We start from the raw sequence: 23,285 nt of genomic DNA, 5'->3' as shown, positions 1-23,285 counted from the left end.
GCGCCCTAGACCCGTGCCGCCACGTCGTCCGCGGTGAGGAAGGAGCCCGTCTTCTCGACCTCGTGCACCATGGCGACGAGGGCTGCGTTGATCGGCGCGGTCCGCCCCGCGGCCGCAGCGGCCTCGACGACGGCACCGTTCAGCCAGTCGACCTCGGTCGGGCGACCGCGCCGGATGCTCTGCAGCGTGGAACCCTGGTTCGGCACCGACCCCATCCGCTTCGCCATGCGGCGAGGAAGCAGCTCCGCGACAGGCAGCGGTGCCGCGCGGATCACCCGGAGCAGACGGTCGCTGAGGCCCTGCAGCTCAGCGAAGCGGACTCCGTTCGCCCGCGCGATGCCGATCGCCTCCCGCATGCTCCGCACGAGCACCCGCCGCAGCTTCGGATCGGCGATGGTCTCCTGGACGCTGAGCCCGGTGATCGCCGGAAGCGCATTGACCTGGTTGACGAGCAGCTTCGACCACTCCGCACCCTCCAGATCGGCGAGCTCGACGGTCGGAAGAGCCTGGCGGAGAACGTCCACCAGCTCGCCGAGCCCGTCGCCTCCACCCAAATAGAGCGGACCGGGGGAGGTGACCCTGATCGCCCCCTCGCCGTCCGTCGTCGCGGCGAAGACGGCCAGACCGCCGAAGACGTGAGCGGCGTCGTCGCCGAGCATCCGCTGCACTGCCGCGCGAGCTCCGAGTCCGTTGCGGACGACGAGGACGCTGTCGCCGATCGCGGAGCGGTTCGCCGCCACGGCATCGTCGAGGTCGGGTGCCTTCGTCGCGAAGATCGTCAGGTCCTGCCGAGTCCCGAGGTGCGCGCCCACCGAGACGTGAGCGGTGTGGTGACCCCACCCGCCGGTCAGACGGATGCCGCGCTCGGCGATGATCTCGAGGGCCGGCCCGCGGACTGAGACGGTGACCTCGTGGCCCGCCCGGTCGAGCAGCGCGGCGAGGGTGCCGCCGATCGCGCCGGCCCCGACGACTCCGATTCTCACGCGCCAACCCTAGACCGAGAGCATGCAGGCGACAGGTCCCCGACGCTCTCCGAGCGGGCGCCGGGTCCCGTGCGCGTCGGTAGTCTTAGAGCATGTCTGCGCAGGAATCCCGATCGCAGACGAGCGCCACCGCGGCGCCGGTGGGCATCCTCCTGGTCGACAAGCCGGAGGGCCTCACGAGTCACGGCGTCGTCGCCCGGGTCCGACGAGCGGCGGGCACGCGCAAGGTCGGCCACGCGGGCACCCTCGACCCGATGGCGACCGGGCTGCTGGTCGCGGGCATCGGGTCCGCGACCCGCCTGCTCACCTATTTCGTCGGCCTCGACAAGCAGTACCTGGCCACGATCCGGCTCGGCCAGTCGACGACCACCGACGATCGCGAGGGGGAGGCGCTCGCCGAGGCCGTCCCCGCCGCGTCGATCAGCGATGAGGCCATCGCGAGCGCCGTCGACGATCTGACGGGGGAGATCTCCCAGGTGCCGAGCTCGGTGAGCGCCATCAAGGTCGACGGGCAGCGCAGCTACGCCCGGGTACGCGCCGGCGAAGAGGTCGTGCTCGCCGCTCGCGGTGTCACGATCGCCGACTTCACCGTGCTCGCCCGACGCGACGACCCCGCCGGAGCGCCCGCGGGTGCCGTCGACCTCGACGTGAGGGTCGACTGCTCGTCGGGCACCTACATCCGCGCGCTCGCCCGCGACCTGGGTGCCGCCCTCGGCGTCGGAGGTCATCTCACCGCGCTGCGGCGCACCCGCGTCGGCCCGTTCGCCGTCGCCGACGCGACGCCACTCGACGAGCTGATGCAGAGCGACCGGCCCATGGCCGATCTCATCCCGCCCGCGCGCGCCGCGGCCCGACTCTTCGCCACGATCGACCTCGACGGCACGCAGGCCACCGACCTCGGCAACGGCAAGAAGGTCCCCGTCGACGCCGCCGACGGATCACCGGTCGCCGCGGTCGGTCCTGCCGGCGATCTCGTCGCGCTCGTCGGGGTCGCGGGCGGCATCGCGACCGTCGTCACCGGATTCCCGCGAGAGGCGCCGAACGCATGATCGAATGGTTCACCATCGCTCAGGTCGTCGTCGCCGTCGCGGCCGGGCTGCTCGCGCTCGTACTCGGCCTCATCGGGCGCAGACCGTCCGACCTGACGCTCGCAGGTCCGGCCCTCGTCGAGATCCTGCTCATCGCGCAGATCGTCGTCGCGATCGCGGCACCCGCGGCGGGGAACGCTCCGAGCGGCAATCCGTACGAATTCTGGGCCTACCTGCTGAGCGCCATCCTTATCCCGGCAGGGGCGATCGCCTGGGCGCTCGTCGACCGTACCCGCTGGAGCACGGTCGTGGTGGGCGTCGCCTGTCTCTCGATCGCGATCATGCTGTACCGGATGCAGATCATCTGGTCGGTGCAGGGCGCGTGAACCGGGGGCAGCGGCGAACTGGGATAATCGGATCTGCCATGGCTGAACCCGCTACCTCCGAGACGACGCCTCCCGCTCGCACGCGGGTCAGCGGCATCGGCGTCGTCCTCGTCGCGATCTACGCGATCCTCGCCCTCGCGGCCACAGGGCGATCGACGGTGCAGATCCTCCGCGACTTCTCCGAGGCCCCATTCGCTTACTCGCTCTCCGCGCTCGCTGCCGTCGTCTACATCGTGGCCACGCTGTCCCTCATCGTGCCCGGCGCCGTCTGGAAGCGGATCGCCTGGATCACCATCTCCTTCGAACTGCTCTTCGTGCTCGTCGTCGGCACGCTCAGCGTCGTCGACGCCGAGCTGTTCCCGCGCGACACCGTCTGGTCGTACTACGGCGCCGGATACCTGTTCTTCCCCGTCATCACGCCCGTGCTCGGCCTCATCTGGCTCGGGCGCAACCACCGGGTCGTCATTCCGCGGGCGCGATGACCGTCTACACCTCGCTCTCGGCCATCAGTGCGGCCCGCGCGCCGTCGGTCGTCACGATCGGCAAGTTCGACGGCGTCCACACCGGCCACCGGGCGATCCTCACCGCCGCGGTCGCCGAGGCGGAGCAGCGCTCGCTGCGCTCCGTCGCCGTCACCTTCGACCGCAACCCTCTCGCACTGCTGCGGCCCGAGAAGTGCCCGCCGAACCTCGTGGCGCTCGACCGCAAGATCGAACTGCTCGCCGAGTCGGGGGTCGACGACGTGCTGGTCGTCACCTTCGACGAGGCGTTCGCCCATCTCCCGGCCCGAGATTTCGTGCAGAGCGCCCTCGTGGAGGCACTCGATGCGAGGGTCGTCCTCGTGGGGGCCGACTTCCGCTTCGGTGCCGGCGGTCGCGGCACGGCGGACACGCTCCGCGATCTCGGCGCCGAACTCGGGTTCGGTGTCGTCGTCGTGCCCGACATCCTGGGCGACGACGATCGCCGAGTCTCATCGAGCGCGGTCCGCGAACTCCTCGCGCAAGGCGACATCCGCGGCGCGACGACCATGCTGGGCCGAGCGCCGTCGGTTCGGGGCCATGTGGTCCACGGCCTCAAACGCGGTCGTGAACTCGGTTATCCGACCGCCAATCTCGAGACTCCGCCGACCGGATTCGTTCCCGCCGAGGGCGTCTACGCCGGATATCTCATCGACCACGACGCCGTCGGGACGTCCCGGCATCCCGCTGCGATCTCGATCGGCATAAATCCCACCTTCGACGATGTGCACGAGCGTCAGGTCGAGGCGTACGTGCTCGACGCCGATCTGGACCTGTACGGTCACCTCGTCGACATCGAGTTCATCGAACACGTCCGGGGCATGGTCGCCTTCGAGGGCGTCCCCGCTCTCATCGACCAGATGGGGCGCGACGTCGACGAGATCCGGGATCTGCTGAACTGACCGTCGCAGAACGGGTGGCGGCACCCTGTTCTGATCGGTCCCCGGGTAGGCTCGGGTCAGTGACTGAAACCGACCCCGCACGGCTCGCGGGTGGTCGGCTTCTCGCCCTCGCCGGCATCATCCTCGCCGCCCTCGGCCTGCGAACGGCCGTCGCCGTCGTGTCGCCGATCGCCGACCAGATCGCCGTCGACATCCCGTTCGGCAGCATCGGGCTCGGACTCCTCGGCATGCTGCCGCCGGTCGCATTCGCGATCTTCGCGTTGCTGACCCCCGCGATCGTCCACCGCCTCGGGCTCGAGCGAACGATGGTCTTCGCCATCATCGCCTCGATCGCCGGCCACCTGCTGCGCGCGGTGGCGCCCGAATTCGGGACGCTCGTGGCGGGCAGCATCATCGTCCTGATCGGCACCGGCGTCGGCAACGTGCTCATGCCGCCCCTTGTGCGCCGCTACTTCCCGACCCGTATCGGCCTGCTGACGACCGTCGTGACGACCCTCATGTCGGTGAGCACGGCGGTGCCGTCGCTGCTCGCCGCCCCGATCGCGAGCGCCGCCGGGTGGCGACTCGCGCTCGGAGTGTGGGCCTCCATCGGGGTGACCGCACTGGTGCCGTGGATCGCTCTCGCTGTGCGCCAGCACCGATCAGGCGACGACGAGTCGCTCGGTGAGGCGGAACCCACCCTGCTGACCAGTCTGCGCAAATCTCCGACGGCCTGGTCGTTGGCCGCCGTCATGGCGACGTCGAGCTTCGGCGCCTACGCGGCCTTCGCCTGGCTCCCGCAGATCCTCGCCGAGCGCACGACCCTCGACCCCGTCGCGGCCGGGGCGCTGCTGTCGCTGTACGGACTCGCCGGGTTCCCCGCGAGCCTGGTGGTCCCCATCCTCGCGGCGCGGCTGCGCAACGTAGGGGTGCTGATCTACACGGGTGTCGGCTTCTTCGTGGCGGGCTACCTCGGTCTGCTCCTCGCACCCCAGACCGCCACCTGGCTCTGGGTGCTGCTGGCCGGTCTCGGTCCCATGCTGTTCCCGGTCGCCCTCGCGTTGATCGGGCTGCGCAGCCGCACCCACTCGGGTTCCGTCGCGCTCAGCGGATTCGTCCAGGGCGTCGGTTACACGATCGGATCGCTCGGTCCGCTGCTCGTCGGCCTGCTGCACGAGGCGTCGGGCGGATACACCGTTCCGCTCATCGGCATGCTGGTGCTGTCGTTGCCGGCGATCATCGCGGGCTTCCGGCTGCGGGGGCCCCGGTACGTCGAGGATGAGATCGCCGCAGCCGACGCGCGCGCCTAGTCGCGTCAGCGCCCGCTCGCCGGGGCGGGGGTCAGGAGCTGCGGGTCAGGCGTCCGCTCGGAGGACGAGAGCGGCAGCGCCGATCAACGGACTGTCCGCTCCGAGGGCGGCAGGCACGATGTCCGCCCGGGCCATGAAGGGGTAGGCGGCGAAGCGGTCGCGACCCTCGCGCACGAGCTCGAGATAGTCGGGCGACACGCGCGCGAAGCCGCCTCCGATGACGACGATGTCGATATCGAGCAGCGCCGTCGCCGAGGCGATCGCCGCGCCGACGGCGAAGGCACTGCGTCTCACGGCCGAGCGGGCCACGGGGTCTCCAGCGGCGTACGAGGCGGCGAGATCCTCGCCGGTCGAACCCGCCCAGCCCTGCTCGCGCGCCCACCGGACGATGTTCGGACCGCTCGCGATCCGCTCGACGGTCGCCTCGAGTCCGTGCACGTCGTCCGGCGCGAACCCGGCGACCTCGAGCTGCCCGATGTGGCCCGCGTTGCCTGTTCCGCCACGGACCGGCACGCCCCGGGAGACGATGCCGCCGCCGACCCCCGTCGAGACGACCATGCCGAGCGCCGATCCGACGTGTCTCGCCGCCCCCAGCCAGTGCTCGGCGAGGGTGATGCACAGGCCGTCGAGCGCGAGCGTGATCGGGACAGTGCGGCCGAGAGCCGCCGACGCCGCCCGCGAGACGATCTCGACGATGGGGAGATCCTGCGCGCGGGGGAGGTTCAGCGGGCGCACCGTTCCACCGGGGACGTCGATCGGTCCCGCGCTGCCGATGCCCACCCCGACGATCTCTCCGGCATTCGCGAGGGCCTCCGACACCACCTGCGTGATGGCCTCGGCCAATCCGTCGCGGGTGATGTCGGGTCCGGTCGCGCGACGCGCGCGCGAGCCGGGAACGAGGGCTCCGCCGGCGTCGACGAGAGCCCCTTCGACCTTCGTGCCGCCGAGGTCGACCGCCAGGGCGAGCATGCCCGCACCGATCGGGTCGGCTTCGACGTCGGACCCGGGGCGCGCTGTCACCATGTCCTTCAGCCTATTCGGACCTCCCAGCCGCCGTTTAGCCTGGAACGATGCAGCCCGGCCGTCGAATCCGAACGCTCGCGACCACGATCGTCATGGTCGTCATCGCCGCCCCCCTGTCCCTCGGCGGACCGGCGTCGCCCGCCGCGGCCTATGACGAGGACCTCATCGTCCAGCTCGCCAACGAGGCGCGCTGGGCCGACGGCCAAGCGGGCCTGATCCACAATCCCGCCCTCGACACGGTCGCGTATGACTGGGCGCAGCAGATGGGATCCTCAGGAGCCCTGTCGCACAATCCCGACGTCGGGGCGCAGATCCCCGGAGGCTGGAACGCCTGGGGCGAGAACGTCGCGCAGGGATACGGCAGCGGTCAGGCCGTTCACGATGGGTGGATGAACTCCTCGGGGCACCGGGCGAACATCCTCGGCGGGTACACCGACATCGGGGTCGCGCTCATCGACGTGAACCACCTCGTGGGGCGTGCAGGTGTTCGCGCGCTACTCGGGCCATGTCGGCCCGGCCGCGCCGGTCCCGGCTCCGGTCGAGCAGGAACAGGCAGCCGAAGCCGTCCCGGCTCCGATCACGCCCGCCCCCGTGGAGACCCCGGCCGTGGAGCCTCCCTCTCCGAGCCCCGCACCTTCACCCACGTCGACGGCGACCTCGAAGTCGACCCCCGTCGCGAAGAAGTCGACGACGAATTCCGCGTCGGGATCCGTGACCGGATCGCAGGCGACCGACGCGGGTCTTCCCCTCCCGATCGCCGTGCTCATGCTCATCGTGTCCCTCGTCGTGATCGTCCTGACCGGCTGGTTCGTCCTGACAGGGCGCCGGGGGAACTCCGCAAAGGATTGGCCAGCGCGCGGTCGGCGACGTAGCCTCGAACGGTGAGTGAACACGAGAGCGGTTCTACGACGGTGTTCCTCGGCGACAGCCTCACTGCCGAGGGAAGCTGGTCCGAGTGGTTTCCCGACGCCGATGTCGTCAACCTCGGCGTCGGCGGCGATACGACCGAGCTGGTGCTCGAGCGACTGCACGAGGTCATCGACCTCGCGCCCCAGACGATCGTGATCATGATCGGCACCAACGACCTCGCCTGGCGACGGTCGGTCGAGCAGATCGTCCGAGGGGTCGAGTCGATCCTCTGGAAGCTGCACCAGGAGCTCCCCGATTCCCGGATCGTCGTCCAGTCGGTGCTCCCTCGTGCGGGTGACTACACGGATCGGATCAAAGAGGTCAACATCCATCTGCGGCAGTTCGCGCCGACCGTCAAGGCGGAATGGCTCGACCTGTGGCCCGTCTTCGCGGACGAGTCGGAGGAGCTGCGCAGCGATCTCAGCGACGACAAGCTCCACCTGAACGAGCAGGGCTACCAGCTCTGGGTCGAACGGCTGCGCGAACACCTCGAGGGCTGAAGGGCCTCTCGTCGCGCCGTGATCAGGGGCGGGACAGCTCGGCGGCGAACAGCTCGTGCATCTCGTCGGAGAACAGCACGAATCGCACGAGTTCGACGCTCGACGGCCCTGCCGCGAGAGCGGCGCGGACCGCCGTGACCGCCAACCGTGCGGAGTCATCGGGCGGCCAGCCGTACACGCCGGCCGACACCGCGGGGAAGGCGATCGATCTCGCGCCCAACCCCGCCGACACCTCGATGCTCCGCCGGTAGGCGCTCTCGAGCAGGGGGCGACGATCGGTTCTCACCGCATACACCGGGCCGACGGTGTGCACGACCCATCGAGCGGGCAGCCGGCCGGCTGTCGTCGCGACCGCGTCGCCGGTGGGCAGCCCCTCTCGCAGCGCGCCGGCGCGCAGCTCACGGCATTCGGCGAGGATCTCGGGCCCGCCTGCCCGGTGGATGGCGCCGTCCACTCCGCCGCCACCCAGCAGAGAGCTGTTCGCCGCATTCACGATGACATCGACGCTCTGGCGGGTGATATCGCCGCGGACGGCCTCGAGTCGGGTCGGCGCGGTGTCTTCAGCGCGGGAGGAGGGGTCCGGCATGACGGCACGATACCTCCGGCCCGCTTAGGCTCGGGTCCCGTGAGACGCAATTCACTGAGGATCCTCACCGTGCTCGTTCTGGCCGGGGCTGCTGCGCTCGGCGCGGCGCAGACAGCGGGAGCTGCGGCGCAGTCGGCGCCCGAGGGGGTCGACGACTTCTCCTTCTCCTCATTCGACGCCGACTATCGATTGAGCCGCGACGACGCCGGCCGGTCGACTCTGCACACGGTCGAGACGCTGACGGCCGTCTTCCCCGACATCGACCAGAACCACGGCATCCGTCGGGCGATCCCCCTCGAATTCGACGGCCACCCGACCGACCTCGAGATCATCTCGGTCACCGATGAGAACGGCGCCCCGCGCGACTACGAGACCGACAGCGACGACGGCATCGAGCTCATCACCATCGCGGACGACGACTTCGTGCGCGGCGAGCAGACCTACGTCATCGAATACGAGCAGCGCAACGTGACGCGCTTCTACTCCGACACGGATGCCGATGAGTTCATGTGGGACATCAACGGCACCGAGTGGGCTCAGCCGTTCGGAACGGTGTCGGCGACCCTGTTCATCCCCTCCGATCTCGCCTCGGACCTGACCGGCGGCCTGGACTGCTCGTGGGGAGCCCCGGGATCGGGCGCGGACTGCGTGATCGAGAGCGCCAGCAGCGACGGCGGGACGGTGATCACCGCGAGCCAGACGGGGCTTGCCGCGGGGGAGAACGTCACCATCGCCGTCGGCTTCAAGCCCGGCACGTTCGAGCCGCGCGACGACTCGTTCTGGGCCAGCGGTTTCGCTCCGGTCATGATCTTCGGCATCGTCGCGCTGATCGCGGCGATCATCGCCGCGATCGTGACCCGCCTGGGTCCCGCCGCAGACGCCAAGGGGCGCCCCACGATCGTGGCCGAGTACCTCCCGCCCGAACAGCCGGAGCTGCCCGTCCTCGCCGTCATCATCGGCAAGCCGCGACGCGCGGTCGCTGCGACCCTCGTCTCGTTCGCGGTGCGCGGGATCGCTCGCATCGTCGACACCGACGGCGGCTACGCGCTCGAGTACCGCGGTGAGGGCAAGCCCATCCGCGCCCGCGCAGCCGCGGGGCTCGGCGCGGTCGAACGCGCCATCGCCGTCTCGTTCTTCGGGCAGGTGCTGACCCCGGGTGAGCGCGCGGACCTCAGCACGCCCGACACCCAGGTCGCACTGTCGGTCAGCACTGCTCTCGACAAGGCCCGGATCGCAGCCGAGAGGGACGAGTACCGGAACCCGGTGCCGAAGCTGCCGGCCGCGATCGTCGTCGTCATCTCGTTCCTTGCCGTCTGCGCCCTGTTCGTCTCGGCGGTCGGTCTCCTCGTCGACTCGCGTGGCGGCGCCCTGCCGGTGCTCGCCTTCCTGCTGGCGTTCGTCGCCGTACTGCCCGCGCTCTTCGTGTTCCACCACCCCCTCACCGCGAAGGGCGCCGAGGTGCGGGACCACATCCGCGGGCTCGGCCGGTACCTGCGGCTCGCCGAGGAGGACCGCCTGAAGATTCTGCAGAGCGTCGAGGGCGCCACCCGTGTGGCGGAGGCCGCCGATGACGGCAGTGCGGGAGGAGTCGTTCGGCTCTACGAACGTCTCCTGCCGTACGCGGTGCTGCTCGGCGTGGAGAAGAGCTGGTCGCAGGTGCTGGGCGACGCCTACGAACGCGAGGGCGGGACGCCGGACTGGTACCGATCGACCGACGGGTTCAGTGTCGCCGCTTTCTCGGCGGGCATCGGCTCCTTCTCGGGGAGCGCCGCATCCCAGTACTCGGGCAGCGTCAGCTCGAGCAGTTCCGGCGGGTCATCGGGCGGCTCGTTCTCCGGCGGAGGCGGCGGCGGGGGAGGCGGCGGAGGGGTCTGATAGGGGCTCGTGCCGAGATCACAGCGCCGCCCGGTAGGATGGCGCGTGAACAGGCACGTACTCAGGAAGGCGGACCCATGCGCAGCGACGAATCCGCCCCCCGAACACTCAGTGCGGTGAAGCCCTGGCTTCGCGTTCACACCCGCCCCGATGTCGCCGAGAACTCCGGCGTGCTGACTCTGGTCGAGCAGATCGTAACGCCTCACGAGGCCATGATCGAGGACCTCCTCTTCGTGCGCCGTGTGCTCGGTCGCGCGAACGTGCACTATCTCCTCATCCGAGGCGAGGAGCAGCGTCCGGTCCTCGCGATCGACGAGACCGACTTCGAGGTCGCCCAGCAGGCGCTCGTCGAGGCCGCCGCCGACGAGCCGTTCTACGCCGAGACCTTCCGGCCGCGCGACATGACGACCAAGGGAGAAGCGGTCCTCATCGCCGAGGGCGCGCTGTCGTCCTCGCGTCGTCCCCGCATCCTGCGCCTCTACCGCCCCCGCCTCGCTGCGGGCGGCTCCTACGAGTTCGGTCGCAACTCGGGCGTGCAGCTCGAGATCTGGACGCGACGCGGCAGCGAGGTGCTGGTCCCGGTCGAGAACGCGCTCACCCGGCGTTCCCTGCCCATCTCCGAGCTGGTCGAGGCGACCGTCGAGCGCTACGGCGAGACCTGGCCCACCATCCGCCACATGTTCGATGAGCTGGCGAGCGACGTCACCTTCGACATCGACATCATCTTCAGCTGGGTCGACGGCACCGACAAGGAATTCCAGCGGGCGCGCGCCAAGCGCATGGAGAGCTACGTCGTCGGCGAGGGCGACGACTCCGAGGCCCGCTACCGCCAGATCGACGAGCTCCGCTACGCCCTGCGCTCCGTCTACATGTACGCGCCGTGGATCCGCAACATCTACATCGCGACCGACTCGCCCCGTCCGGCCTGGCTCGACGAGCACCCTCGCGTGCGGATCGTCCGGAGCGAGGAGTTCTTCGAGGACCCGTCCGTGCTCCCGACGCACAACTCGCAGGCCGTCGAGAGTCAGCTGCACCGCATCCCGGGCCTCAGCGAGTACTACCTGTACTCGAACGACGACATGTTCTTCGGCCGCCCCGTCGGACCCGAGATGTTCTTCTCACCGGGCGGGCTGACCAAGTTCATCGAGGCGACCACCCGCATCGGGCTGGGGGAGAACAACGCCCAGCGCAGCGGGTTCGAGAATGCGGCACGCGTCAACCGGCGGCTGCTGCACGAGCGCTTCGGCCGCGTCACGACACGCCATCTCGAGCACACGGCGGCGCCGATGCGCAAGAGCGTGGTCGAGGAGCTCGAACGCGAGTTCCCCGAGGACTTCCGCGCCACCGCGGCCAGCCCGTTCCGGGCCGCCGAGAACATCTCGGTCACGAACTCGCTGTACCACTACTACGCCCTGCTCACCGGGCGTGCCGTTCAGAAGATCGGTGCGCGGGTGCTCTACGTCGACACGACCATGAAGTCGGGGCTCGCCCAGCTCAAGCGGCTGCTCAAGCGTCGCGACTACGACTTCTTCTGCCTCAACGACGGCAGCTTCCCCGAGGTCAGCCCCGAGGAGCGCGCCCGCAAGATGCGCTCGTTCCTCGACCGCTACTTCGCGATCCCCGCTCCCTGGGAGCGACCGGTCAGCGCACAGGTGCCAGTCGAGAAGTCGGCGAGTTGACGGCTCCCGCGATCGCACCCTGAACGTGAGGGTTGCGGGCGGGTGGTACCAGGATGCCCGCGTCGGCGAGACGTTCCGCGCTCTTCTCGGCTGACACGAACGACACCGCGTCGTAGGCGCCGATCGGGGTCACCGAGTGCACCACCGTGTCGTCGTAGACATGGACGAGGTTGAACGAGGTCGCGCCGTTCTGGGCACGGGTGCCGCCGAACTCGACCGAGAGGTCCTGCGTGTAGCAGGTGGCCGACGCGACGGACACAGGGATCCCGGCGAAGGTCGCCGCGGTGGAGTAGTGCAGGTGGCCGGCCAGGATGGAGCGCACGTCGCTGCCGCGCAGCACCTCGGCGAGCCGCTGCTGGTTGCGCAGTTCGACGGTGATCGCGAGGTCGAGCACGGCGGGGATCGGCGGGTGGTGCATCGCGAGGATGCTGCCGTGCGGTGCCGCGGTGGCCAGTACGTCGCGGAGCCATTCGATCTGCTCGCGGCTCACCTCGCCGTGGTGGTAGCCCGGCACGCTCGAGTCGAGCACGATGACGCGCAGGCCGTTGATGTCGTAGACGCGGTCGATGGGCGCGTAGCCGCCGTCCTCGTCGAGCAGGCCGCGGCGGAAGGCGTCGCGGTCGTCGTGGTTGCCCATGCACCAGATGATCTCGGCGCCGATCGAGGCGGCGAACGGTTCGACGATGCTGCGGAGCTTCTCGTAGGCGCCGAGTTCGCCGCGATCGGCGAGGTCGCCCGTGAAGACGATCGCTTCGGGGCGTGACCCGGACTTCTCGAACTCGGCCGCGAGGCGGCGAAGATTGCCTTCGGCGTCGACCGTCCCGTACAGGGCGTCGTCGCCGGGGAGCAGATGCGTGTCGCTCAGGTGAAGAAGGAAGTGATCGGGACGGGCGTGTTCCGCGATGCGGAGGTCGGTCACCGTCTCCCGGTTCTGCAGTTGCCTCTGCCGAGCTGTGAGCCCGGCGGTGTTGGTACTGTCACCCTCCGGGGTGGCTGTGCTCATGAGATCGACGCATCCTCTCTGGTCGGCCGTCCAATGTTACGAGCATGTTTCCTAGAGTCAAGCGGATCGACACGACACTTCGGCGACATTCAGCCCTCGAATGTCTGACTTCATAGTGAACTCTTCATGATGAGCGCTCCTCATGACCCAGTAGTGGGGACATCGAATCGCTGACCACACTGTGATTCGAGGCCGAGGGGCATGCCGTTTGGGTGGGTCTTCTCGCGCGGCTCGACGCTGGCTGCGTCCTTCTTCGTAACCTCGTTTCCGCGGCGCGTCGTGTGCGCGGGAAGGAGCTTCCGACCTTGATGCGGTGGAGCGCCGTGTACTGAGGTTCCGGACATATGCCCACGCCGGAACGTGCGTTCGTGACCGGAATATCCGAGGTCAGGGGAGTCGGCGGTAGGTGAGGGTGTTCGGGATCCGCCCCGATTCCCCGAGCTCGCCGCGAGCGAAGTCGGCCCACACCCGGCGGACCTGCTCGCCGCTGGTCCGGATGTCGTCCCAGCTCGCGCCCTTCAGCAGGGACGCCGGCTTCCAGGTGGCCTCGTCGCCGAACAGCATCGGCAGATCGATGGTGTGCGCCGAGCCGTAGGGGTTGCCGGGAGCCGACCAGGACAGCACGTAGCTGTGAGCGCGACCGCCGGCCCGTGCGTGCCGCTTCGCGAACCGCGCATTCGACCACGAGTAGACGGCGCGCGTGGCGATGGCGACCATCGCCGCCTCGAGCCCGCGACCCAGCACGGGGATGCGGAACATCCGGTCGAGGGCCGGCACCCGGTGCGCGAAGAGCCTCGCCTCCTCCGAGGTGTGACCGATGAGGATGTCGATCCGCGGCGCGACGGCCGACCAGACCTCGTCGACGTCTTTCTCGTCGGGCAGGGGAGTGTGGCCGTACTGGGTTCCGAAGGGCATCCCTCCGAGCAGGCCGAATCGCGATGCGCTCTTCTCGGCGGCCGCCTGCACCTCGAGGATCTCCTCCCAGGACATGTCACCGGTGACGACCTCGGCGGCACGACTCATCGCGGCGTTCATCCTGTCGCGTTTCCGGGAGATCCCGAGCGGGGCGCTCTGGATGATCGCCCGGGAGAAGAGCGACGATGCGTCGGGAGTGGCCATCAGGTGCGCAACGGCGTCGCCGCCGGCCGACTGGCCGAACGCCGTGACCCTGTCGGGATCGCCGCCGAAGGCTGCGATATTGCGCCTCACCCACCGGAAAGCCTCGACCTGGTCGAGCAGACCCAGATTGGCAGGGCGTCCCTTGGCGTCGCCGAGATAGCCGAACAGGCCGAGGCGGTAGGTCACGGAGACGACGATGACCCGCTGCTCGATCACGAGGAAGCGCGGGTCCATGATCGCGACATCGCCGGCGCCCTGCACGTAGGAGCCGCCGTGGATCCACACCATGACCGGAAGGCGTTCATCGGGGCGGATGTCGAGGGGGAGGGTGATCGACAGGTTCTGGCAGTCCTCACTGCCTTCGAGCTCGCCGAAGCCGGTGCCGAGTACGTCCTCGAGGAACGGGTTGGGCTCCTGCGGGCAGGCGGGCGACCATTCGGTGGCCTCGAACACCCCGTCGTGATCGGGAACGGGGGCCGGAGGTCCGAAGCGCGAGGCCCTGGCGTAGGGGATGCCGGTCGCCCGGATCACCCCGCGGTCGACGCGGCCGACGATCGGTCCAGCCGGCGGTGCGAATCGGGGTGGCTCGCTCGCGGCGTTCCGGTGGGGTTCGAGGCTCACGTCGCTCACCTCTCCGACGATATCGACCGGCGCTGAGACGGAACCCGAAACGGCCGGCATGCCGGACGCGTGGCATGCGCTCGCGACGAAGACTCTCAACCCGGGGGTGACGCCGCGGGGTGGTTCTTCCTCCCTTAAGGGCGAACGGTGCATACGCCCGACATGACATCCTTGGGTTGGATGTCGTACTATCTCAGACGTAGCATCATCTCCGCCCTGACAGGCCGACGCGAGAGGAACGCCATGCCCATCAGTGCTGATGCCATCCGCGGCTACGTCGACCTCATGGTCCTCTCCCTGCTGCGCGACTCGCCGTCCTACGCCTACGAGCTCGCCCAACGCATCACCTCGATGAGCGGCGACGACTACGCGATCAAGCAGACCACTCTCTATTCGGCCGTGAAGCGACTCGAAGCCGGAGGGCTCGTCAGCTCCTTCGCCGGGGTGTCGCCATCGGGGAAGCCCCGCACCTACTACCGCATCGCCGATGCGGGCCTCGCCTACTTCGACCTCAAGGTCGCCGAGTGGCGGAGCACGAAGTCCGTCGTGGATCGGTTCATCGACGCAGCCAGCGAAGGAGTCAGCCAGTGAACGTTGTCATCGCCTACCTCGACACGATGTTCAGCGCCTACCCGCAGTCCCCTCGAATGCTCGAAGCGAAGGCCGAGCTGCAGGGGATGATGGAAGACGCCTACACCGGCCTCATCGCCGAGGGGCGCTCCGAGAACGAGGCGGTCGGTCAGGTCATCCGCGACTTCGGCAATCTCGAGGAGGTCGCCCCGGTGCTGGGGATCGCCTCCGACATCACCCGGGAGCCGGCGGCCGCGACTTCCGGATCGTTCGACGCGAGCACCGAGCGCCCGGTCGTGCAGCTCGACCAGGCGCAGGGCTACGCGGATGCTCTGCAGCGCATCCGATTCCGCTTCACCACCGCGGTCGTGCTGTTCGTGCTGTCGCCGGCGGCGCTGATCGGCCTGCCGGCCGCGGCCGGTTCGGGCTCGTTGCCCATCGGCGGCCACGTCGGATTACTGATCGGGCTCGTCGTCCTCTTCATCATGGTCGCGATCGGCGTGACCCTCCTCGTGTCCACGTCGCGCGAAACCGCACCCTACAAGCGGATATCGGACGGCCAGTTCTCCGTCGGCCCCGGGGTCACACGCTGGGCCGAGACTCTGGCCGAGGCGAACGATCGTTCGCGGATCCGAGCGCTGCAGTTCGCGATCGGGCTGTGGATCCTGGCGCCCATCCCGCTCATCGCCTTTGCGCTCCTGTCGGAGAACTCACCGCAGGGCGATTTCCTGCCGGGCGTCGGCGTCGTGCTCGTCCTCGTGCTCGTGGCAGCGGGGCTCGGGATCTTCCTGCCGCACACCTGGTCGCGCACACTCGTCGACGACCTGGGTCGAGGCGCGGGGGCAGGTGCGGCCGATGACGACGAGCGCGGGATCGTCGGTGTGATCGCCGCCTTCTACTGGCCGCTCCTCACCGCGATCTTCCTCGCCTGGAGCTTCATCGGCAGCGCCTGGCACATCTCGTGGATCGTCTGGCCCGTCGGCGCCGTGCTCTTCGGCGCGATCGCGGGTGGAATCAGCGCGCTCGAGTCCTACCGCCGCGCCCGCCGGTAGACCTGCGGCCGAACGAATCCGGTTCGCGGGTCCGTTCGGCAGGCGGTCCGCCGCTGATCCATCCCGGGTCAGCGGGGGCGGGCGCCCATCGAGCGGACCGCTCGTGCGGCTGCCGTCATCCCGCGGTCGGCCGCCACCGCGAGGGCCTCGTCGGTGCCCTTGCCCGTCAGCCAGCCCGTGAGGAAGCCGGCGGTGAAGGCGTCCCCGGCGCCGGTGGTGTCGACGACCTCGTCGGGCGGAACGAGTGACAGCACGTCGAGGACGTCGCCGCCGCTCTGCCCGACGATCGCGCCGCTCGGACCGTGGGTGAGCGCGACGACGGGGAACAGGCCGAGCAGGGTCTCGACGGCTCCCAGGGCGTCATCGGCCCGCCCGAGGGCGAGGCCCTCGTCGAGGTTCGGCAGCAGGACATCGGCCCCCATCACGGCGCGGACGAAGCGGATCACGCCGTAGCTCTCCAGGTAGGCCACCGATCCGGGGTCGACCGACACCGTCGCGCCCGCCGCGTGCGCGCGGTCGATCAGGTCGTTCCAGTCCTCGGCATCGGCCGCCTCGGAGAACACCGAGTACCCGGAGAAGTGCAGGTGGGAGGCGCCTTTCAGCAGCGCGTCGGTCACATCGGCGGGGATCGTCTCGAGGTTCGCGCCTCGCGAGGTGTACATGTGCCGGCTGCCGCCCTCGACCAGCACGACGATCGTGCCGGTCGGTTCGTCGGACCCGCGCAGATGAGGGGTCACCCCCGCCGCGGTCAGCAGCCCGGCATGACGTTCGAGATCGTCGCGGCCGACCGTGCCGACGAAGTCGACGGCCAGGCCCTGGTCGGCCAGCCAGGTCGCGGCATTGGCTCCCGCGCCGCCCGCCGTGCGCTCGATCCGCGCATCGGTGTCGCTGTCGGCGACCACCGGGGCGATGGCGCGCACGAGCACATCGTCGATCACGTCGCCGATCACGACGACGCGGCCGGGCAGCGCGGGACTCGTCATACGGCGAGAGCCGATGCGATCCGACCGGCGAGGCGCACGTTGTTGCGGGCGAGGTCGAGGTTCACCTCGAGAGAGACGCCGTTCGACGCCGTCACGATGTACCCGAGCAGGAACGGCGTGACCGCTTTGCCGCGGACGCCCGCCTCATCGGCTGCCGCGAACGCCTGGGCCAGCACCCGGTCGTGCTCCTCCGGATCCCACTGCTGCTCGAGGGGGATGGGGTTCGCGACGACCAGGCCGGGACGGTCCACGCGCCCTTCGGCGGCGGCGTCCTGGGCACGGATGATGTCGGCGACCTCCTCCGCGGTGTCGACCCGCCAGTCCAGCCGGAACTCCGACTCGGCGAGCCAGAACCGGGGGAACACGTCGGTGCCGAATCCGACCACGGGGACACTCAGCGTTTCGAGGCGCTCGAGGGTCGCCGGTACGTCGAGCACCGATTTGACCCCCGCCGACACGACCGCCACGGGGGAGCCGGCGAGAGTGGACAGGTCGGCGGATTCGTCGAATGTGCTCGATGCGCCGCGGTGGACTCCGCCGAGGCCACCGGTCGCGAAGACGCGCACTCCCGCGCGCGCGGCGAGGAAGGCCGTCGCGGCCACGGTGGTCGCGCCGCTGGCGCCGCGGGCGGCCATGATCGGGAGGTCGCGCACGCTCGCCTTCGCCAGGTCCTCGTCGGCGATGCGTCGCACGCCCTCGCTGTCGAGACCGATCTGCGGGACGCCGTCGAGGACGGCGATGGTCGCGGGTGTCACTCCCTGGTCGCGGAGGATCTGCTCGAACTCGACGGCCGCCGCGTGATTGCGGGGGCGGGGGAGTCCGTGCGAGATGATCGTGGATTCGAGGGCGACGACGGGTCGACCGGCTTCGAGAGCGGCGGCGACCTCGGGGGAGATGGCGAGGTTCTGGGTCACCCTCCAAACGCTACCGGCGGGCGGGCGCCCGGCTGCACCGCGTCGGCGGAGAGAAACCTAGCCGACCCTGTCGGAGCGCCCCTCTGCCCACGCGGCGCGCGGCCGGGACGGACGCCGACGCCGCACGACGGCGCCGCTCACCCCGTGGCGTCCGCGTCCGCGCCGGCGTCCGGGCGGCTCACGGCCGGCTCCCGGCTCGTGCTCGGCGGGCATCCGTAGCGTCACCCCGATGACCTCTTTGTGGCAGGCCCGGCGCGACGCAGCACCCGAGAGCGCATCGACGCTTCCCGCCTCGGACTTCGAGGACGGCGCGCGCTACGACGTCGTCGTGGTCGGCGCGGGTCTGACCGGTCTCGTCACCGCACTGCTCCTGGTCCGCGCGGGGAAGAAGGTCGCGCTGCTGGAGGCCGGTGCGGTCGGCTCGCTGACGACCGGACTGAGCACGGCGAAGGTCAGTCTGCTGCAGGGCACCATGTACTCGCGCCTGTCCGGCGAGACCGCCATGAAGAACGCCCGCGCCTACGTCGCCGCCAACCAGGAGGGCGCCGCATGGCTGCTGCGCTACCTCGACGAGCATCGCGTCGCCTACGAGGTGCGCGACGCCTACACCTACGCCGGAACCCCGGACGGCACCGCAGCAGTCGACGAGGAGCAGCTCGCGGCGGCGCGGCTGGGGCTGCCCGTCGAGAAGGTCGTCCTCGACCTCCCCTTCCCGACGTTCGGCGCCGTCCGCCTGCCGGACCAGGCCCAGATCGATCCGATCGCCGCGCTCGACGTGATGGCCATGGACTTCCGCGCCCGCGGCGGCACCCTCGTCGAAGGCGCCCGGGTGCTCCGTGTCAGCGCGACCGGCGGCGAGAACCGGGGCGATGCGCGGGTGATCTCGACCCTCGGTCAGATCGACGCCCACCGGGTGGTGCTGGCGACCGGCACCCCCATCCTCGATCGCGGGCTCTATTTCGCGAAGCTCGAACCCGTCCGCTCCTACGGCATCTCCTACCGCCTTCCCGGCGACCGCACCGGGATCGACGGCATGTACGTCTCAGCGGACGCCCCGACCAGGTCCCTGCGTACGACCCCCATCGTCGAGGGCGACGGATTCGGCCGAATCGACGGCGAGCTCCTCATCGTCGGCGGCAACGGCCACACCGTCGGACGCGCCCCCCACCCCGCCGCCCTCGTCGACGACCTCGAGGAGTGGACCGCCGCGAACTTCCCGGGCGCGGAACGCACCCATGCATGGTCGGCCCAGGACTACGTCGGTGCCAACCCGATCCCGTTCGCCGGCTGGCTGCCCCGCTCCGCAGGACGGATCTACTTCGCAACCGGCTATGCGAAGTGGGGCATGACGAACGCCGTCGCATCGGGCCTGCGCATCGCCACCGAACTGCTCGGCAGCGACACCTGGTGGGCGAAGACCATCGGTCGACGCGCGACACGCCCGCAGAGCATCGTGCGAGGTGCCGTCAACGGCGCGAATGTCGGACGCGAAGCGGTGGAGGGGTGGATGGGCGCCCTGCGATCCACCCTCCCGAAAGACCCGCCCGCCGAAGGGCAGGGAGTGGTCGCCCACGACAAAGGACGCCCGGTCGGAGTGTGCACGGTCGGCGGAGTCACACGTACCGTGAGCGCCGTCTGCCCCCACCTCGGAGGAGTGCTCACCTGGAACGACCAGGAGACCAGCTGGGACTGTCCGCTGCACGGATCCCGTTTCACGGCCGACGGCACGCGCATCGAAGGCCCCGCTACTGCGGATCTGGCGTAGACCTGCGCTATTGTTAGCGGTGGAGACCCCGTTCGTCTTCCCTATTCGACCCCGTCCGGCGCGTGCGCCTGGTGGGATGCTCGGATCTCAAACGGGCTCCATCGGATCCGTTGAACGGCACCGTCTCCCGTCGCCTCACAGCACGAGGGCGGTGCGGCGCAGGTCGAAGAAGAGACCGCGTCGAGAAGTCCCCTGAGGAGGACCATGGCTCGATCGAGCCAGGCACAGATGTCGAGACCGCGCGCCAAGACGGGCAAGCCGGCAGACAACGAAGGCCTCATCCCCGTACTCGCACGCGCAGTCCGCGAGGTCGAGAACGCCGCCCAGCGCGGCGTCGTCAGCCCCGCGAACCGCACGAAGTTCCAGGTCATCGCCCTGCTCGTCCGCGAAGAGCGTCAGCGTGCGAAGGCCGACACCACCGTCAGCGACGGCGACCGCGCCGAGACGCTCAAGCGCCTCGACGGTGTCGCGACGATCCTGGCGAAGACCGCCGCGCGCGACACGTCGCTCATCGCGCTGCTCGAGACGGACAAGCCGGGCAGCGATGCCGCCCGTGCGCTGCGCCGCCGCATGCTCGAGGACGCCGGATTCGAGCTCGAGGAGGAGGCGCCGGTTGCCGCCCCCGTCGCGGCCACCACCACGACGGAGCGCCAGGTCATGCCCGACTCGGTCCGCTCGCGCATGCTCGCGAACCCGTTCCTCGCCCCCGACTTCGATGCCGCCGCCTTCCAGGCCCCGGCTCCCGCCCGCCGCCTCGCGAACTGGGAGCTGCTCGGTCCCCTGTTCAAGAGCTTCGAGTACGGCTCCGGCGGAGCGTCGGCCAGCATGCCGCTGCCCGACCCGCAGGAACGCGACATGCTCGCGCCGTCCGGCACCGAGCTCATGCACCACCAGGCCCGGTTCGTCGAGAGCGTCCGCCGCGGTCACCGCAGCTTCCTCCTCGCCGACGAGCCCGGCCTCGGCAAGACGGCGCAGAGCCTCATCGCCGCATCGGTCGCGAACGCCTACCCGCTTCTGGCCGTCGTGCCCAACGTCGTCAAGATGAACTGGGCTCGCGAGGTCGAACTCTGGACGCCCGGTCGTCGCGCAACCGTCGTGCACGGCGACGGTCAGGACCTCGACGCCTTCGCCGATGTCGTCGTCGTCAACTACGAGGTGCTCGACCGGCACATGTCGTGGCTGCGCACCCTCGGCTTCAAGGGCATGGTCGTCGACGAGGCGCACTTCATCAAGAACCTCACCTCGCAGCGCTCCCGCAACGTGCTGTCGCTCGCCTCCAGCCTGCGCGAACGCAACCGCGACCCCCTGATGATCGCCCTCACCGGAACACCGCTCATCAACAGCGTCGAGGATTTCAAGGCCATCTGGCAGTTCCTCGGCTGGATCGACGACAAGGCCCCGCGTCCCGCCCTGCTGTCCCGCCTCGAGGAGACCGGGCTGACGCCCGCCGATTTCGGCTTCTTCCCCGAGGCCCGCCGCGCCGTCGTCGACATGGGCATGGTGCGCCGTCGCAAGATCGACGTCGCCGCCGACCTTCCCGCCAAGCGCGTCGTCGACCTGCCCGTCGAACTCGACGACGATCTCGGCCGTTCGATCCGTCAGGCCGAACGCGAACTCGCCTCCCGCCTCGCGGGCCGCTACCGGGCGATCCTGCAGAACCGCGGCACCACGCCCTCGAAGGTGTCGGCCGAGGAGCGCGCCGAGGTCATCCGCCTCGTCGCCCAGGCCGAGCTCGACGAGTCGAAGGCCTCGAAGACCGGCGAGAACGTCTTCACGATGGTGCGCCGCATCGGTCAGGCGAAGGCCGCCCTCGCGGCCGACTACGCGACCCAGCTCGCCCGCTCGGTCGGCAAGGTGGTCTTCTTCGCGAAGCACATCGACGTCATGGACCAGGCCGAGGCCGTCTTCGCCCGTCGCGACATCAAGACGGTGTCGATCCGAGGCGATCAGACCGCGATCCAGCGGCAGAAGCAGATCGACGCGTTCGACCAGGACCCCGAGGTCGGTGCCGCGATCTGCTCGCTGACCGCCGCCGGTGTCGGCCTCAACCTGCAGGCCGCATCCGATGTCGTCCTCGCCGAGCTGTCCTGGACGGCGGCCGAGCAGCAGCAGGCCATCGACCGCGTGCACCGCATCGGTCAGGACGTGCCGGTCACCGCGTGGCGCATCATCGCCGCCCACACGATCGACGCCAAGATCGCCGAACTCATCGACAGCAAGGCGGGCCTCGCCGCGCGAGCGCTCGATGGTGAGGACGTCGATCTGTCGGCCGAGAGCTCGGTCCAGCTGCAGGCGCTGATGTCGCTGCTCGATGACGCGTTGAGCGGCACCAAGCGCTGACATCTCGGCCGGTCTCGGCACGTGCTGCGCGCCACTCGACCTCCTAAGGCTCCGCGCCGCCCCGCCCGCTGAGCGCAGCGAAGCGAAGGAGCCTCGCGCCGTCACGCCCGCTGAACGCAGCGAAGCGAAGGGTCCGCGAGGACTCGGGGCGCGAGTTCACACCTTTGAAACCTGGGAGCGGCAGGATGGAGCCATGTCCATCACCGTTCCCACCGTCGACATCACCGCCTACGTCCAGGACGGCACGGCCGACGAGCGCGCCGCTGTCGCGGCAGCGATCGACAAGGCCTGCCGCGAGGTCGGCTTCATCCAGATCACCGGTCACGGCATCCCCGAGGAGCTGACCGACGGTCTCGCCGACGCGATGGACGAGTTCTTCGCGCTGCCGCTCGAGCAGAAGAAGACCTACCGCACCCCTCCGGGCATCAACCGCGGGTACACGCCTCCGAAGACGGAGTCGCTGTCACTGTCGCTGGGGGTCGAGGCGGCGTCGCGCATGAACGACTTCTTCGAGGCGTTCAACGTGGGCGATGGGTCGAGCGACTACCCCGGACTCGACCTGCCCGAGCGGCTGTACAACGAGAACGTCTGGCCCGACGCCGCCCCCGGATTCGAGCCCAAGGTCACCGCATACTTCAGCGAGGCGGGCCGGGTGGCACGCACCATGGTCGAGATCTTCACCGACGCGCTCGGCCTCCCCGCCGGGTTCTTCGACAGCTACACCGACCACTCGCTCGACGTCCTCCGCATGAACAACTACGCGCTCCCCGAGGGCACCGATGTGAAGCTCGACGGCGATCTCACCGGTATGGGCGAGCACACCGACTACGGGATCGTCACCATCCTGTGGGCCGACCAGGTCAAGGGGCTGCAGGTGCTCGGCTCCGACGGCTCCTGGAACGACGTGAGCCCCGCCGACGGCGCCCTCCTCATCAACCTCGGCGACATCACGGGCCGGTGGACGAACGAGCGGTGGATGTCGACACTGCACCGCGTGAAGCCTCCCGTGATCGACGGGACCATCCAGCGACGCCGGTCGGCCGCGTTCTTCCACGACGGCAACTGGGATGCCCTCATCGAGACGCTCCCGCAGACGATCGATGCGGAGCACCCCAACCTCTACCCCGAGCCCGTGACGGTCGACGAGCACATCAGCCGCAAGCTCGCGGGATCGCGAGCGGGCACCGCGAACACGTCCGCCACCCGCGAGGCCGCCCGGGTGCTCGCCGCCAAGTAGCGC

Annotated in this window: 21 protein-coding genes; 14 read left to right on the top strand and 7 right to left on the bottom strand. The window is 69.7% G+C overall.

The window, feature by feature from the left end:
* Positions 1 to 5: 5 nt before the first annotated feature.
* Positions 6 to 983 carry a ketopantoate reductase family protein gene (locus DDQ50_RS15120; RefSeq protein ID WP_116757619.1) on the bottom strand — a complete coding sequence of 326 codons (978 nt, stop codon included), beginning with the start codon at positions 981 to 983 and terminating at the stop codon, positions 6 to 8.
* A 92-nt stretch (positions 984 to 1,075) separates the two neighbouring features.
* On the opposite strand from DDQ50_RS15120, the gene truB reads away from it, so the two are divergent.
* From truB to DDQ50_RS15095, 5 genes are read left to right on the top strand one after another with little or no spacing between them, the layout of a single operon-like run.
* Positions 1,076 to 2,032, top strand: a complete 957-nt coding sequence (gene truB, locus DDQ50_RS15115; protein ID WP_116757618.1) for a tRNA pseudouridine(55) synthase TruB — start codon at positions 1,076 to 1,078, stop codon at positions 2,030 to 2,032.
* A complete protein-coding gene (locus DDQ50_RS15110) occupies positions 2,029 to 2,397 on the top strand; it encodes a hypothetical protein (RefSeq protein ID WP_116757617.1) in 369 nt (122 codons plus the stop codon). The genes truB and DDQ50_RS15110 overlap by 4 nt, the downstream gene beginning before the upstream one ends.
* Positions 2,398 to 2,435: 38 nt before the next feature.
* Positions 2,436 to 2,879, top strand: a complete 444-nt coding sequence (locus DDQ50_RS15105; RefSeq protein ID WP_116757616.1) for a hypothetical protein — start codon at positions 2,436 to 2,438, stop codon at positions 2,877 to 2,879.
* The gene (locus tag DDQ50_RS15100; protein ID WP_116757615.1) at positions 2,876 to 3,817 is read left to right on the top strand and encodes a bifunctional riboflavin kinase/FAD synthetase; all 942 of its coding nucleotides are present in this window, start codon (positions 2,876 to 2,878) and stop codon (positions 3,815 to 3,817) included. Before DDQ50_RS15105 ends, DDQ50_RS15100 begins: the two co-directional genes overlap by 4 nt.
* A gap of 59 nt (positions 3,818 to 3,876) precedes the next feature.
* Positions 3,877 to 5,106: an MFS transporter gene (locus tag DDQ50_RS15095; RefSeq protein WP_116757614.1), complete on the top strand. Its 1,230-nt coding sequence runs from the start codon at positions 3,877 to 3,879 to the stop codon at positions 5,104 to 5,106.
* A 45-nt stretch (positions 5,107 to 5,151) separates the two neighbouring features.
* Here DDQ50_RS15095 and DDQ50_RS15090 read toward each other — a convergent pair whose 3' ends face one another.
* Entirely contained in the window at positions 5,152 to 6,129 is a 978-nt protein-coding gene (locus DDQ50_RS15090) for an ROK family protein (RefSeq protein WP_240614453.1), read from the bottom strand.
* 47 nt (positions 6,130 to 6,176) lie between these two features.
* Between DDQ50_RS15090 and DDQ50_RS15085 the strand changes: the two genes are divergently transcribed.
* Both DDQ50_RS15085 and DDQ50_RS15080 read left to right on the top strand, forming a co-directional pair.
* Entirely contained in the window at positions 6,177 to 7,001 is an 825-nt protein-coding gene (locus tag DDQ50_RS15085; protein WP_116757613.1) for a CAP domain-containing protein, read from the top strand.
* A 9-nt stretch (positions 7,002 to 7,010) separates the two neighbouring features.
* On the top strand, positions 7,011 to 7,538 hold the full coding sequence (locus DDQ50_RS15080) for a GDSL-type esterase/lipase family protein (protein ID WP_116757612.1): 528 nt from the start codon (positions 7,011 to 7,013) through the stop codon (positions 7,536 to 7,538).
* 22 nt (positions 7,539 to 7,560) lie between these two features.
* On the opposite strand, the gene DDQ50_RS15075 is transcribed toward DDQ50_RS15080, so the two are convergent.
* Positions 7,561 to 8,124, bottom strand: a complete 564-nt coding sequence (locus DDQ50_RS15075; protein WP_116757644.1) for an O-acetyl-ADP-ribose deacetylase — start codon at positions 8,122 to 8,124, stop codon at positions 7,561 to 7,563.
* A 39-nt stretch (positions 8,125 to 8,163) separates the two neighbouring features.
* Here DDQ50_RS15075 and DDQ50_RS15070 point away from each other — a divergent pair, with 39 nt between their 5' ends.
* Together DDQ50_RS15070 and DDQ50_RS15065 are read left to right on the top strand one after the other, a co-directional pair.
* Positions 8,164 to 9,999, top strand: coding sequence for a DUF2207 domain-containing protein (locus DDQ50_RS15070; RefSeq protein WP_165829847.1), 1,836 nt, complete (start codon positions 8,164 to 8,166; stop codon positions 9,997 to 9,999).
* 77 nt (positions 10,000 to 10,076) lie between these two features.
* Positions 10,077 to 11,678: a stealth family protein gene (locus tag DDQ50_RS15065; protein ID WP_377940115.1), complete on the top strand. Its 1,602-nt coding sequence runs from the start codon at positions 10,077 to 10,079 to the stop codon at positions 11,676 to 11,678.
* On the opposite strand, the gene DDQ50_RS15060 is transcribed toward DDQ50_RS15065, so the two are convergent.
* Entirely contained in the window at positions 11,641 to 12,681 is a 1,041-nt protein-coding gene (locus tag DDQ50_RS15060; protein WP_116757609.1) for a phosphodiesterase, read from the bottom strand. The genes DDQ50_RS15065 and DDQ50_RS15060 overlap by 38 nt on opposite strands.
* Positions 12,682 to 13,068: 387 nt before the next feature.
* Complete coding sequence (locus DDQ50_RS15055; RefSeq protein ID WP_240614452.1) at positions 13,069 to 14,430, bottom strand: carboxylesterase family protein; 1,362 nt, start codon at positions 14,428 to 14,430, stop codon at positions 13,069 to 13,071.
* Positions 14,431 to 14,664: 234 nt separating this feature from the next.
* Between DDQ50_RS15055 and DDQ50_RS15050 the strand changes: the two genes are divergently transcribed.
* The gene (locus DDQ50_RS15050; RefSeq protein ID WP_116757608.1) at positions 14,665 to 15,012 is read left to right on the top strand and encodes a PadR family transcriptional regulator; all 348 of its coding nucleotides are present in this window, start codon (positions 14,665 to 14,667) and stop codon (positions 15,010 to 15,012) included.
* The gene (locus DDQ50_RS15045) at positions 15,009 to 16,043 is read left to right on the top strand and encodes a permease prefix domain 1-containing protein (RefSeq protein WP_116757607.1); all 1,035 of its coding nucleotides are present in this window, start codon (positions 15,009 to 15,011) and stop codon (positions 16,041 to 16,043) included. Before DDQ50_RS15050 ends, DDQ50_RS15045 begins: the two co-directional genes overlap by 4 nt.
* Before the next feature lie 68 nt (positions 16,044 to 16,111).
* Here DDQ50_RS15045 and DDQ50_RS15040 read toward each other — a convergent pair whose 3' ends face one another.
* Positions 16,112 to 17,026 (bottom strand): carbohydrate kinase family protein, encoded by a 915-nt coding sequence (locus DDQ50_RS15040; RefSeq protein ID WP_116757606.1) that lies wholly within the window; start codon positions 17,024 to 17,026, stop codon positions 16,112 to 16,114.
* Positions 17,023 to 17,940, bottom strand: coding sequence for a pseudouridine-5'-phosphate glycosidase (locus DDQ50_RS15035; RefSeq protein ID WP_116757605.1), 918 nt, complete (start codon positions 17,938 to 17,940; stop codon positions 17,023 to 17,025). Before DDQ50_RS15035 ends, DDQ50_RS15040 begins: the two co-directional genes overlap by 4 nt.
* Before the next feature lie 229 nt (positions 17,941 to 18,169).
* Here DDQ50_RS15035 and DDQ50_RS15030 point away from each other — a divergent pair, with 229 nt between their 5' ends.
* The 3 genes from DDQ50_RS15030 to DDQ50_RS15020 all read left to right on the top strand — a co-directional run bounded on the left by DDQ50_RS15030 (position 18,170) and on the right by DDQ50_RS15020 (position 23,282).
* A complete protein-coding gene (locus DDQ50_RS15030) occupies positions 18,170 to 19,705 on the top strand; it encodes an FAD-dependent oxidoreductase (protein WP_116757604.1) in 1,536 nt (511 codons plus the stop codon).
* Positions 19,706 to 19,909: 204 nt separating this feature from the next.
* Positions 19,910 to 22,045, top strand: coding sequence for a DEAD/DEAH box helicase (locus DDQ50_RS15025; RefSeq protein ID WP_116757603.1), 2,136 nt, complete (start codon positions 19,910 to 19,912; stop codon positions 22,043 to 22,045).
* Positions 22,046 to 22,238: 193 nt separating this feature from the next.
* A complete protein-coding gene (locus DDQ50_RS15020) occupies positions 22,239 to 23,282 on the top strand; it encodes an isopenicillin N synthase family dioxygenase (RefSeq protein WP_116757602.1) in 1,044 nt (347 codons plus the stop codon).
* Positions 23,283 to 23,285 lie beyond the last annotated feature (3 nt).

This window comes from Amnibacterium flavum (assembly GCF_003097495.1).
Taxonomy (GTDB): domain Bacteria; phylum Actinomycetota; class Actinomycetes; order Actinomycetales; family Microbacteriaceae; genus Naasia; species Naasia flava.
The sequence above is the reverse complement of the archived record's forward strand: the minus strand, read 5'-3'. Positions and strand labels throughout refer to the sequence as shown.